This is a genomic window from Neobittarella massiliensis (ex Bilen et al. 2018) (assembly GCF_900289145.1).
GTDB classification, from domain to species: domain Bacteria; phylum Bacillota; class Clostridia; order Oscillospirales; family Ruminococcaceae; genus Neobittarella; species Neobittarella massiliensis.
On sequence record NZ_OKQO01000001.1, the window covers coordinates 143,186 to 156,646 of the forward strand.

Here is a 13,461-nt window from a genome sequence, read left to right on the forward strand (position 1 = left end):
TTCAAATCCGGCTTATAGTATCCCGGCAAGAGTCATCTTATAACCAGATAGTGCCTGCGTGTAACTCTGGGCGTTTTTGCCGATCTTTTGCGGGTCATAGTCGCACATGCTAAAGATACCGGCGTAGTATACCACAACTTTTTCTAAGTTTGCCCGCAAAAAGTCCATCGGCTCCTGCTTCCAGCGAATAACAGAATGGCCGTCGACAACGGCGTTTTCCATCAGCGCCTGCAATCCGTAAACCAGTGGGGCAATAAAACCGTCGGGGCTCAGTGTCTCAACCGTTTTGGCGGTAAACGGCGCCTTTTTTTCACGGCGGTTTTCATTTAATCTCTTTACCGCAGTAATACGGCCATAACTCCCACCGGCAAAATTGTAAAATTTGGGAAACATCTCATAAATGTAATCGTATAGTTTCGGGAGCTGGACGGCAACTTCAAAGGCAGACAAAACCTCCGGGTTGTACAGCTCTCGCCTGTAGTCACTGTCTACCTCCAGAGTAACTTCAGGCGAGCTCATCAGCCGCTCAAACTGGCTCAGACAACTGCCCTTAGCCGAATATATTTTTTGCGGAGATACGGGCTCAACGGTTCTGCCGTCGCAATCTCTCACCGGGTTGATCAAACTCAGCGGAATCCAGGCCAGTGCAACGAGGTCCTGCACCTTCACTTCACCACCGTCGTTTGTCTTCCACTCAATTCGGCGGTTCACGTCGGCATCATAGCTCTCCATCAGGCTTTTCAGGGTATCAAAATACCCGCGCTGGTTGGCCTTGGCCGATACCTGCAGCTGCACATTGTTATTTCGCGCCGCGCAAATTTCAAGCAGGTCGCTCTTGAATGATTCCACACAGCCGCCGTCCTCTGCGTCCCGGGGAACCAGTAGCTCAATAGGTACGAAAAAGTTTAGCGCATCATTATCGGGTTCTCGGCGCAACATATCCAGGTACTCGTCAATAATGTCGCGGTTTTTTTGCCACAGCTCTTTAAACGCATCCCAGGTTTTGGTGTTTCGGGGTAAAGGGATTCCTTTATGCTGCATGGCTCTATTTAATATATACAGGCCAATTGCCAACGTATTGTGGCCGCCATCTAAAATCCCTTCTATTTCAGGGCTCTCCGGGGTGATCCTTATGCGATTTCTCTCCAGCCGATCGTACCGCGAAGACGCCAACAAAACACCTTTGGTCTTGAATGGAAATACCCGAGGGTCATTTTCAATAGATTCCTGTATGGCATCGGTAACCGGTCCGGTTTTTGCAGAGCGCGGATTGGCCTCTAGGTCCAGCGCGTCGATAATAGAAATTAAAAATCTGGCTCTGGTAAGACCGACAATCTTGGTGATCTCGCCAACCGTCTGTTCCCCCGAACAATCGAACTTGATAATAATACTCGGCTTTTTGATAGGCATTTGTCTCTCCTTTTCCCAGGTGGAACGCCCCGAAAATAAAAAGGGCTAACACACAGGTTAGCCCTCGAAAATCGTACAACGCAATTATTTCCAGAGCCTGTCCAGGCATATATTTTTCCGTCCGCTGTCCAGCAGACAAGTACACTTTAACACATGGGAATAATCTTGTAAAGTATATATAAAATTTTATAGAGATAGTTTGATTTGAGTATATTATGTCAGGAGTTATTTTACTCTGCCGCTATACGAACCTGGTCCGGGGCGGTTTCGCGTTTGGCCTCTCTCTTTTTAAGCACCCGTTTCATGGCCAGCAAATACACGATCATAGACACCAGCGGCCCAAAAAAGTCCGAGATCGGCTCGGCATAAAAAGCCGCCTGTGCCCCCCATATAACGGGCAGCGCAAACAGGGCGGCAAAATACACCAGCTTGCGCCAAAACGAGAGCGGCAGCGAAAAGCGCACCTGCCCAATGGCCGTAAACCCATCGACGATCTCGTACTGAATACCCAGCGGCAAAAGTGATAGCGTACATACGCGAATAGCCCACAGTGCTTTTTGTGCCACAGCCGCATCGCTGGTAAACAGCCGTACAAACCACTGTCCGCACAGCCAAGCTACCGCCGTCATGCACACCGTATAGGTCAGGCACAGTAAAAATATCTTGCGCTGTGCTGCTCGCACCCGGTCTATCTGCTGTGCCCCGTAGTTGTAGCTCAAAATGGCCTGGGTGCCGCCACTGATCCCGCTCAAAGGCATGGTCACCACCAGCATAAAACTCTGGGCGATGGTGGCACAGGTCACCAAAACATCCCCCTGTACCGCGCCCCCATACCGCTGCAAAACTGTATTCATGGCAATGATCATCATGTTGTCCACAGCAATAATAGCAAACGGCGTAAGGCCGATGACGAGCACCCGCCGTATCACCTGCCAGCTGTACCCGCCAAAGCTGATAGATACCATCGGCCGCTGTCCAAACAAAAAGGCAAGCACAAAACAGCAGCTGGCCAGCTGCGACAAAACGGTGGCGATCGCCGCTCCGGCCACCCCCATATCCAGGGCAAAAATAAAGATCGGGTCTAAAACGATATTTAATACGGCGCCCAATATCACCGCGCACATGGCGATCTTGGCGAAACCCTGACAGATGATGAACTGGCTCATACCGGTGGCCAGCAGAGCAAACAGCGTGCCGGCAATATACACTGAAAAATAGCTGTCGGCATAGGGGATCGTCGCCTTGCTGGCGCCAAAAAACAGCAGCATCGGCCGCTTTACCAAAAACAGCACCGCCACAAGTACCAGCGAGAGCACACACAGCATCATAAAGCAGTTGGCGAGTATCGCCTTGGCTTTAGCCTGTTTTCCCTCACCCAGCCGAATGCTCATCAGCGGGGCACCGCCAATGCCCACCAGCGAGGCCACCGACCCGATCATGGTGATCACCGGGCCGCACACACCCACCCCGGCCAGGGCCAGCTCTCCCACTCCGGCAATGTTGCCGATGTACATGCGGTCGACGATGCTGTATAAAACGTTGACGAACTGCGCCAGCATACTGGGCAGCGCAATGCGCAGCACCAGCTTGCCGATGGGGTCTTTGCCAAGATCATTTTCCTGTCGCATAACTACCTCTTCTACCGTCTGAATTGCAGCTTATCTCAATACGCGCTTTATATTATACGAACTTATTAAAAAAACACAAGAAAAACTTTTTATCGATATAAAATCGTGCGCTACAGACCCCGTGCAGTGCACAATAAACAGCAAGCAGAAAACAGCACTCGCTTTTTTACATGCCGGTCCACAGCGCGGCTGCGGTAATTTTACCCGCGTAAAAACATTACGCTGTCAATCAAAAAAGAGACATCGCCAAGTGCGACGTCTCTTTTTTAGTTGAGCTTATGCATGCACCTGGCCGGGGCAGACTTTCTGCCCGAAGTGCCGTACCTGCTCGGCCAGGTCCGCACCATTTTCGCGCATCTGCGGCAGGCGGCGGGCATTGGCGCCCGATGGGTGGGGCAGCCCCCGCAGGCAGGTGATGTTGGTGCGCCCCAACTCGCCGATGATGCGCTGGGCTTCTTCCTCCACTACTTTGCCCAGGGGAATGAGCAGCACCGGCTCGCGGTACACATTGAGCTCGGCGGTAAAAAATGCATCTAGGTATTTTTTCAGCAGCGGTTGGCGCATAGAAGGGTTGTATCCGGTATAGTTTTTTCCCCGTACAAATACCGGGTAGGGCAGCAGCGAAGTAGTGTGCAGCAGCCCATCTACACAGGTAAACAGTTGTGCACAGCTTTCCAGCGCCAAAATGTCCTGCAGGCCGATCTCGTCGAGCATGTGTATCAGGTTGGTGCGCATAGTACCGGCAAAGCGCGCCTCTTTTTTACAGGCTTTTAAGATCTCCTCCTGGGGCCAGTTTTCAGCCAATCCCTGCCTGGCGGTGCGAAAGGCGATCTCGGTCTGGGTCCAGCCGGGGCATATGCCCACGATGACGATCTTGGCGCTGGGGTTTTGGTAGGCGTTGTGGGGTGCGTAATAGATCTCTACCTGGCCGCTGCGCTCCAGCAAAAAGGTCTCGGTCAAAAGCTCTTTTTTAGTTAAAATTCGCCCCAAAGGCAAGTTTTTGATGGCGTTTTCATAGTTTGTTAACATATTCATTGGGCGGTCTCCCACTTTTAAATGGCTGTACAGCACGGCGCCTAACGGCAGCTGCATATTCTTTTTGACTTCTGTATCCCATTATAGCACACATGAATGGCTCAGGTTGACAGACTTGTAGGTGCACTTTATAATATACAATATTCGTATAGTTTGTTGCGCGCAACATTTTTTTCTGGCCCCGCCAGAAATGGAGGTCTAACTGTGAAAAAATACATCAATACCGCTTTTATTTATGCTGTAGCCGGGCTGGCCAGCGGCGTATTTTACCGGGAATTCACCAAGTTTTCCGGCTTTTCCGGCCGCACGGCACTGTCGTTTGTGCACCTGCATCTGCTGGTGCTGGGGATGTTGCTATTTCTGTTGGTGGCACTGTTTGTCGCCAGCACGGATGTTTCCCAACAAAAGGGCTTGGCGCTGTTTTACCGGCTCTACAACATCGGTCGGCCACTGACGGCGGTCACGCTCCTCGGGCGGGGTGTGGTGCAGGTGCGGGGTGTTGCCTTATCCAAGGTTTTTGATGCGGCACTTTCAGGGGTGGCGGGTATCGGCCACATCTTGTTGGGCACGGGTCTGGTACTGCTGTTTTGCTGCCTGCGCCGCAGCAGTTCCGCCCATCTCACCGTATAAATACGGCAATAAAAAGAGAGCACTGCCCCATGCAGTGCTCTCTTTACTATTTTTTAAAGTCTCTCTACAGACCGGCCTCTTTGGCGGCCTGCGGCACCCACTCCGGTACCGGGGGCTTTACCTCGGCGGGGATGGGGCACTTGTACTCGCCGCCAGTCACTGCCTGCAGCTCTGCTTTGGCCTTGTCGCAGATAGACGGGTCTTGCAGCACTTTGATGGCCGACAGCGCCAAGATCTCACCGGCATTCTCCACCGCCTTTTGACCGATAGAAGAGCAGGTCTGGCCGGAGATCTGCCAGGTGTGGCCGGGGGTACCCAAAGCCATACCGGCGATCATGGCCTGGGCTGTGGGCACTACATAGCTGACATCGCCCACGTCGGTAGAGCCGGGGGCGCACATGTCGGTGATGACCAGCGGCTCGATCTCGGTAGAGAGCCCCTGCGCCTGTAGCTGGGCGCCTTTTTCAGGTCCGAATTTTTTGACCAGCAACTGGGCGGTTTTCTGCTTAACATCTTCGGGCAGAGTCTTGCCAAAAGCGGCTGCCAGGTCGAAGTCTTTCTGGTCAAAGGCGGGCGCGCCAACTTCCTCCATAGCGCTGTAGAGCAGCTCGGTCAGCGTGTGGTTGGGTATGTAGTTGCTCACACCGGTACGCAGGTACCAACTGGTCTCGGTGCCGCAGATGAGCGCCGCGCCGCGGGCGATATCTTTCACCCGCTCCACGATCTCGCGCACCTGTTCGATCTTGGGTGCGCGGATAAAGTAGCTGAGCGTGGCATGGTCCTGTACCACATTGGGCGAGCTGCCGCCCACATCCAGATAGGCATAGTGCAGCCGGGCATCGGGGATCACGTGCTCGCGCAGGTAGTTTACGCCCACATTCATGATCTCGCAGCTGTCTAGCGCACTGCGGCCGTCGTGGGGGGCAGCGGCGGCATGCGCAGTGCGGCCCTTAAACGAAAATACCATGTTGATATTCGCCTGGCAGCTCACGCCCCAGGCGGCATTGTTGTCAAATGGGTGCCAGGTGAACACCGCGTCTACGCCGTCAAAACAGCCGTAGCGGGTCATAAAGGTCTTGCCGTAACCGGTCTCTTCAGCTGGGCAGCCAAACAGTTTCACGGTACCGCTGCAGCCGGTGGCGTCCAAATAATCTTTCACTGCAACTGCCGCAGCAAAAGCGCCGGCGCCCAGTGCGCTGTGGCCGCAGCCGTGGCCGTTTTCGTTGTCGGGAGTAGGCGTTTTTACCGGGCAGGCAGCCTCCTGGCCCAGCTGCGACAAGGCGTCGAACTCGGCCAAAATGCCAATTACTGGTTTGCCGCTGCCATAGGTGCCGATAAAGGCGGTGGGGATCTCGGCCACACCGCTCTCAACGGTAAACCCGGCCTCTTTTAAAGACCGGCAAAAAGCAGCGGCCGATTTTACTTCTTCATATCCAAGTTCGGCAGCCTCCCACACAGCTTTTTGCAGCTCCCAAATAGACGCCTGGTGTTTGGCAACTGCGTCTTTGACAAAATTCTTCTCGTTCAAAGGTAGCATCCTCCTTATTGTGTCTGCACACTATATAAAAAGCAGACTCTTTTCTTTTAGTGTAACACAGTCTGACAGCGGTGCAAGTAGATGGAGGCGCGAGTCTAAAAAGATTGGAGTTTTTTCTAAAACTTCTCGCTGTATTTTGCCTCTTTGCCTACAGAAAAAGCGGTTTATTCTGTGGGGTATCGGCATAGTGCGCAGCTTCTATCTGGCAATTACAGGCGGGTATAGTGCACGAAACAGGGTAGAGGGGCCGAAACACGATCGTTTCGGCCCCTCTACTTACACAAAATACGGCATTGATAGCATGGATATCTAGAAGTTAGGTACTCTTTTTGCCCAGTAGCAGGCGGGTGGTGTTGAGCACCGACAGCACAGTTACGCCCACATCGGCGAATACAGCCATCCAAATGGTGGAAAGCGAGAACAGCGACAGTACGATGACCAAAAATTTTACAGCCAGAGCAAAGACGATATTGGCCTGGATGATGCGCATGACCCGCTTGGACAGCTTTACTGCAGTTACCAGCGAGCTGGGTTTGCCAGAGACCAGTACCACGTCAGCGGCCTCGATAGCGGCCTCGGTGCCAAAGCCCATGGCGACACCTACGTCAGAGGCAGCCAGTACCGGGGCGTCGTTGATGCCGTCCCCCACAAAGGCGACCATACGGCCCTCACCTTTGATATCGGTCAGGCGCTGTACCTTATCTTGGGGCAGCAGCTCGGCATAGTAGCGATCTAGCCCCAATTCGCCCGAAATTTTGGCAGCGGCTTTTTGGCTGTCGCCGGTGAGCATGGTCACAGTCTGTACGCCGGCCGCCTTTAAGTCGGCTACCATCTGGGCGCTGTCGGGCCGCAGTGCGTCGCCCACGGTAATAGCCCCGGCCAGCTGCCCGTCAACGGCCAGCAGTACATTGGCCTCTACCCCCTGCGGCACGCGGATATCCTGATCGGCCATCAGCTTTAAGGAACCGCAAGCCAGCTGATGCTCTTTGAGCTGTACCAGCACACCTTTACCGGCTACTTCCTGGTAGCTGACGATCTCCTCCTGGGGCTTATCGGGGCACTGAGCAATGATAGAGCGGGAGATCGGATGGGCCGAAAAGCTCTCGGCCAGCGCGCTGTAGCGCAGCACCTGATCGGTAGTAAAGTCGCCAAAAGCGGTGATACCGGTCACTTTGAGCTGCCCATCGGTCAGGGTGCCGGTCTTATCGAATACAGCGTCAGTGAGTTTAGAGAGGTTTTCGATGTGCTTACCGCCCTTGATGAGCACCCCGCGCTTGGTGGCGGCGCCGATACCGGAGAAGAAACCCAGCGGGATCGAGATGACCAGCGCACAGGGGCAGGCCGAGACCACGAACACCAGCGCGGTGTAGATCCACTGCTTCCAGCTGCCCAGACCCAGCAGCGGCGGGAAGATCGCCACCAAGATAGCCAGGCCGATGATGACCGGTGTATAGACAGCGGCAAATTTGGTGATGAATTTTTGCGAGTGGCTCTTTTGAGCAGCCGATTCCTCCACCAGATTGATGATCCTGGCAGCGGTGCTCTCCTCCACGCGGGAGGTGACGGTGGCCTTGATGAGCCCAGTGAGGTTGATAGACCCCGATAGCAGTTTGTCGCCGGGTCCCACGTTGACAGGAATGCTCTCACCGGTGATGGCCGAATTGTCGGTGGCTGTGTTGCCCTCTAACACCGTGCAGTCCAGCGGGATGCGCTCAGACGGGCTGATGACGATAGTTTGGCCCACCTGCACCTCTTCGGCCCGCAGCTGGCGGGTGCTGCCATCGGGCAGCAGCACTTTGGCCGAGTCGGGCTGGATGTTGGTGATGGCGCTGATGTTTTTGCGGGTAGCGCCCACGGCTTTATCCTCTAAAAACAGGCTGATCTTAAATAGCAGGGCGACCATAGCTGCCTCGGGAAATTCGCCGATAAAGAAAGAGGCGATGATGGCGATGGTCACCAGAAGGTTCTCATCCACCCGCTTTTTGGCGATGCCGGTAATGCCCCGGTACCACACATCGTAGCTGGAAAGCACACAGGAGAGCACGAACAACACCGGCGGCAACCAGCTGATATCGAGCAGCTTGGAGGTGATAAGGCCGGCCACTGCCAGCGCCACAGAGGCGATAAGCAACACGAATGGACGTTTCTTTTCGGCTTTAGAGACTGATTTGCGGGCAGATGGAGAGGCACTTTCAGCAGAGACGGTTACCGTATCGGCAGGTATACGGCTGATATGGGTACCGGGTTCTATATCGTCATATACCTGGGCGATGAATGCGACTTCGCTGTCGGTGAGCAGGTGATCATTTTTGATGAGGATGGTCCCGCTGGCAAACGAGACCGCCGCCCGCTGGAATTTGCCCGACTGCTGCAGTTTCTCCTCGATCTTCATGGCGCAGTGGGAGCAGGAGAGACCGGTAAAATAGAGCTTTTGACTGCCGGCAAAGGCTTTTGGATCGATGGGGGCTGCCGGCTCATCTGTGTGCTCGTGGCCGCACCCGCAGCTGCCGCCGTGTTCGTGATGGTGCTCATGGTCGCACCCACAGCTGTCGCCGTGTTCGTGGTGGTGCTCATGGTCGCACCCGCAGCTGTCGCCGTGTTCGTGGTGGTGCTCATGGCCGCACCCGCAGCTGCCGCCGTGCTCGTGGTGGTGCTCATGGCCGCACCCGCAGCTGTCGCCGTGCTTGTGGTGGTGCTCATGACCGCACCCACAGCTGTCGCCGTTTGCGTGGGTTGCCGGGGTCGCATCTGGGGCAGTGGTGTTGCCGGCGGCTCGGCTGATGACGGTGCCGGGCTCGATGTCGTCGCACACCTGCTGGATATAGGACAGTTCCTGATCGGTGACCGGATGATCGTTTTCTATGAGGAGCACGCCGGTAGCAAACAGCAGCGCTATACTGTCGAATTTGTTCGAGTGCTCCAGCTTTTCTTCGATCTTCATGGCGCAGTGGGAGCAGCTCAGTCCCTGTATGGAAAGTCTGGTCTTCATGGTGTCCTCCTTTCGGATAAAAGCGCTATATCAGCGCATGTGGGCCACGTGGTTTACGGCTTGAACGATGATGGTCTTGATGTGGTCGTCATCCAGTGAGTAAAACACCGATTTTCCCTCTTTGCGGGACTTTACGATACCGGTCTGCCGCATCTGCCGCAGCTGATGCGAGATGTTCGACTGACTCGATTCGGCTACGTCGGCCAGATCGCAGACACACATCTCGGTATCGACCAGCGCCAAGATAATGCGCATGCGGGTGGGATCGGACAGGACTTTAAAGATATCGCAGAGCGGGTCCAGCTTGTCATTTTCCAATATGTGGGCCTTCGCTCTAGATACCAGACAGGTGTGTTTGTGGGGCTCCTGGCACATCTCGTCGGTGTCGGTGAGGATATCGTGTTGAGACTGGTTTTCTGTCATGGTGTGACCGCCTTTCTCGGCTGCGGGGCAAGCAGTGTATCCGCAGCATATATGAGGGCCGTTCACGGTGAAATGAAAATATGCACACATGAACAGCTGTTCATCTGTGCATATAATAATCTATTTAGAGAAAGTTGTCAATAGGTTCAACCGAAGTATTGGGAAAATAGTGAGCCAGAATATCCTGGTAGCTTGAACCCTGCCGGCCCATGTAGTCGGCCCCATACTGGCTCATACCCACACCGTGACCATAACCCTTTACGGTAAAGGTGAAGTTTCCGTCGGCAAAAGCTACTGTAAAGGCAGCGCAGCGCAGGTTGAGCGCCGTTCGGATATCGTCGCCGGTGAGTTCTTTGCCGCAGACCTTAATAGTTTTGACACTGCCGGCGGCGGTGGCAGCTGGGTCGGTAAACCAGCCAGCCGGGTCCTCGGTGAAGGCGATATCTGAAAAGGCGGTGAGCAGGTTCTCTTTTACCACGGCGGCGGTAAATACCTCTTTGGTCTCGTAGTCGGGGGCCAGCACGTCACCGGGGCTGTCGACCGATACCAGGTAGGGGACCTCCTGCCCCCAGATGTCGGCGGCAGCCTCGGTCTTGCCCGGCGAGATGGAGTGGTAGGCCGAGATGATGGGAGCTCCTTCATAAGTGAGCACCTGGTCGGCCACCGGGTCGACAGCATCTTTGATGAGGGCAAAATAGGTATCGAAGTTGTCTCCCCACATCTTTTTCATCTCGTCGGTGCTCACATAGCCCTGGTGCACCTTGGAGTCGACCGAGATATCGGCTCCTTTTAGGTCGGCGTTGGGGCTGGTCGCAGCCTGCTGCTTGAGGCGCACGGCGTAGGTGGAGCAGGCGATCGCCTGGGCCTTGAGCGCCTCCTGGCTAAAGTTGGGGGGCATTTCGGCAGCCACCGCCCCGTACAGGTAATCGCGCAGGGCCAGCTCCTGCACCTGCCCGGTAGAGCCGTCTAAAACTTTAATGGTGTGGCTCTTTTGCTGGCCTTTGTCGGCGGCGCCGCTGGTGGCGCTGCTGGTCTGTGGGGGGGCGGGGGAGGGGGTGTCTTTTTGCGCCAAAAATACGGCGAATGGGGTGCCGAATGTGACCAGCGCGAAGATGATGAGGACGGACAATTTTAATCGCATGAGGCTCCACTTCCTTTAAAATGAAATTTTTTGTTTTTGATAATTCATATTTTCGTTTGTTATTTGGGAAATAACCTATTTATCGGTGATTATTTGAAATGAAGATATGTACAAATTTCAAATTTTGCGGGTTTTTTATTGACTTTTGCCGGGGGCCAGAGTAGAATAGGTACATTCTAAAAAGGGGAACAGCCCCGCCCGGTGCTGACCAGCCGCTGCCCGGCAGCGGCTGCAAATGTTAACAAACGATGAATTCGGGCCTTTTTGGACCTGAAATTCACATAAATGGCCGCCTTTTGGGCTGCTGGAAGGCCCGGGGCCTTTCGCGACATTTAAGAAAGCAGGTGCATCTACATGGCATTACACATGTCCTACGAGAAACAGCAGGCTATCAATAGACTATGTGAGCAGTTTCGCAAGTATAACTTCATCGACCCCTCGGACTGCGAGAAGCTGGGGGTAAAGCGCGGCCTGCGCAACGCCGACAACACCGGCGTGCTGGCCGGCCTGACGCTGATCTGCGACGTGGTGGGCTACGATATGGTAGACGGGGTAAAGACCCCGGCCGAGGGCAAGCTGTACTACCGCGGTATCGATCTGGAGGATTTTGTGCAGGGCATTTTGGCGCAGGACCGCTACGGGTTTGAAGAGCTGAGCTATCTGCTTCTGTTTGGCATTTTGCCCACTGCCCGCCAGCTGGAGGGATTTTGCGACACGCTGGCCGACTTTCGCGACCTGCCGCCGTATTTTGTAGAGGACATGATCATGAAGGCCCCGTCGCCCAACGTGATGAATAAATTGGCCCGCAGTATACTGGCCATGTACTCCTACGACGACAACGCCGATGACGTGAGCATGGAAAATGTGATGCGCCAATGCATCGAGCTCATCGCCTGCACCCCCACCATCATCACCAATGCCTACCAGGTAAAGCGGCGGCAGTACGACAAGAAAAGCATGTACTTCCACATGCCCAAGCGCGGCATGTCGACGGCGCAGACCATTATGCGCACCATCCGCCCCGACAAGCGCTTTACCGAGGAGGAGGCCAAGCTGCTGGACCTGTGCATGATCTTGATGGCCGAGCACGGCGGCGGCAACAACTCCACCTTTGCCTGCAGGGTACTTTCCTCCTCGGGCACCGACACCTACGCAGCTATCTCGGCGGCGGTGGGGTCGCTGAAGGGCTTTCGCCACGGCGGCGCCAACATCAAGGTGGTGGAGATGCTGGAGTACATGAAAGAGGGGATCGCCGACTATGGCGACGACGGGCAGATCAAAGACTTTTTGGCCAAACTCATCCGCAGAGAGGCCGGCGATAAGAGCGGGCTCATCTACGGCATCGGCCACGCGGTGTACACCAAGAGCGACCCCCGCGCCCAGATACTGAAGACGCACGCCGAGAAGCTGGCGGTGGAGAAGGGTTTTGGCGACGACCTGCGACTGCTGCAGAAGGTGGAGGAGCTGACGCCGGTGGTATTTGGCGAGCTCAAGGGTATTGACAAGAATTTGTGTGCCAATGTAGACTTGTATTCGGGACTGGTATTCAAGACGCTTGGGATACCGGAGGACCTGTTTACCCCGCTGTTCGCGGCGTCCAGAATGCCGGGCTGGTGTGCGCACCGCCTGGAGGAGCTGATGTTCGGCGGCCGTATCATGAGGCCCGCATACAAGGCGCTCAGTGAAAAACGCGCGTATGTTCCCATAGAAAATAGATAGGGGATATACTTTATGAAACGGCTCGTCGCGGCGCTGCTCGCTATTTTGACGGTGGGGTTCCCCGTCGGCTACCTGGTACTGGGCCAAAAAGGCATGGTATCTTTTGAGAGAAAAGAGGTGCTGCTGCTCTACGGGGCGCTGTTGGCAGTGCTGGTAGCGGTGTCGCTGCTGGCGGTGCTGCTGGGCCGGGGGCACTTTGACAGCCGCCCCCGGCCCGCACGGGCACTGGGGGGCGCGGTGAAGCTGTGCGGCGTGCTGGCCATTGCTGTGGGCATCGCCTCGGTGCTGCTGCAATTTGTGCAGGGGTACGTGTCTATCGGGCAGCTGGGGTACAGCCTATTTGGCGCCCTGATGGGCGTGGGGCTGCTGGGGGCCGGCCAGTTTATCGGCCGCGGCGGGCCCGGCGGGCTGTCGCCGGCGGTGCTGCTGGTGGTGGTGTGGACCGGGTTTAGCCTGGTGCTGCTCATTGCCGGCAAGGCGGTATCGCCGTACCTGCCGCAGCGGGTGCTGGACTTTTTGACCAGCTGTGCTGGCAGCTTTCTGTTTTTGCAGGTGTGCTACACCTTTACCGGCGAGTTTACCGCCCGCCGGGCGCGGGCGGCCATCGGCTGGGGGTGGCGCACGCTGGTGCTGGGTGCTGTGGCCTATCTGCCCAACCTGGTGCGGCAGATGTTAAACGGCGGCCCGTTTGAGCTGCTGTCGATGCTGTCGCTGGCCACGCATCTGCTGTTTTTGGCGGCGGTGCTGGCCGTTACTCTGTGGTATATGGGGGCGTTTGACCGCTCGATGGAGCGGGTGGGGCCCCGGCACGGCGGCCAGCGGCCAGAGGAAGAGGACACAGCCGCAAAAGACGAACACCGCTCGCCGGAAAAGGGGAGCTACGTGTACCGGCCGCGGCGGGCGGGCAGTGCCCCCCGGCGCCTGCGCCGATAGCGCAAAAAAAGGCGGG

General features: G+C 55.7%; 10 protein-coding genes. 3 read left to right on the top strand and 7 right to left on the bottom strand.

The window, feature by feature from the left end; translation table 11 throughout:
• Positions 1–12: 12 nt before the first annotated feature.
• From C6Y32_RS00790 to C6Y32_RS00800, 3 genes are all read right to left on the bottom strand, one after another.
• Positions 13–1,410, bottom strand: coding sequence for a hypothetical protein (locus C6Y32_RS00790; protein WP_105203260.1), 1,398 nt, complete (start codon positions 1,408–1,410; stop codon positions 13–15).
• Between the two features lie 230 nt (positions 1,411–1,640).
• Positions 1,641–3,038, bottom strand: coding sequence for an MATE family efflux transporter (locus C6Y32_RS00795; RefSeq protein ID WP_105203261.1), 1,398 nt, complete (start codon positions 3,036–3,038; stop codon positions 1,641–1,643).
• A 276-nt stretch (positions 3,039–3,314) separates the two neighbouring features.
• Positions 3,315–4,073, bottom strand: a complete 759-nt coding sequence (locus C6Y32_RS00800; protein ID WP_105203262.1) for a hypothetical protein — start codon at positions 4,071–4,073, stop codon at positions 3,315–3,317.
• 96 nt (positions 4,074–4,169) lie between these two features.
• On the opposite strand from C6Y32_RS00800, the gene C6Y32_RS00805 reads away from it, so the two are divergent.
• A complete protein-coding gene (locus tag C6Y32_RS00805) occupies positions 4,170–4,703 on the top strand; it encodes a DUF2871 domain-containing protein (RefSeq protein WP_306418958.1) in 534 nt (177 codons plus the stop codon).
• A 64-nt stretch (positions 4,704–4,767) separates the two neighbouring features.
• Here C6Y32_RS00805 and C6Y32_RS00810 read toward each other — a convergent pair whose 3' ends face one another.
• The 4 genes from C6Y32_RS00810 to spoIID form a co-directional block, all read right to left on the bottom strand.
• On the bottom strand, positions 4,768–6,231 hold the full coding sequence (locus tag C6Y32_RS00810; RefSeq protein ID WP_105203264.1) for an amidohydrolase: 1,464 nt from the start codon (positions 6,229–6,231) through the stop codon (positions 4,768–4,770).
• A gap of 325 nt (positions 6,232–6,556) precedes the next feature.
• Positions 6,557–9,229 (bottom strand): heavy metal translocating P-type ATPase, encoded by a 2,673-nt coding sequence (locus tag C6Y32_RS00815; protein ID WP_105203265.1) that lies wholly within the window; start codon positions 9,227–9,229, stop codon positions 6,557–6,559.
• Positions 9,230–9,259: 30 nt separating this feature from the next.
• Positions 9,260–9,652, bottom strand: a complete 393-nt coding sequence (locus C6Y32_RS00820) for an ArsR/SmtB family transcription factor (RefSeq protein ID WP_243562422.1) — start codon at positions 9,650–9,652, stop codon at positions 9,260–9,262.
• Between the two features lie 124 nt (positions 9,653–9,776).
• Positions 9,777–10,793 carry a stage II sporulation protein D gene (gene spoIID, locus C6Y32_RS00825; protein ID WP_105203266.1) on the bottom strand — a complete coding sequence of 339 codons (1,017 nt, stop codon included), beginning with the start codon at positions 10,791–10,793 and terminating at the stop codon, positions 9,777–9,779.
• Between the two features lie 354 nt (positions 10,794–11,147).
• On the opposite strand from spoIID, the gene C6Y32_RS00830 reads away from it, so the two are divergent.
• Both C6Y32_RS00830 and C6Y32_RS00835 read left to right on the top strand, forming a co-directional pair.
• Entirely contained in the window at positions 11,148–12,512 is a 1,365-nt protein-coding gene (locus C6Y32_RS00830) for a citrate synthase (RefSeq protein WP_105203267.1), read from the top strand.
• Positions 12,513–12,524: 12 nt separating this feature from the next.
• Entirely contained in the window at positions 12,525–13,445 is a 921-nt protein-coding gene (locus C6Y32_RS00835) for a hypothetical protein (RefSeq protein ID WP_105203268.1), read from the top strand.
• Positions 13,446–13,461 lie beyond the last annotated feature (16 nt).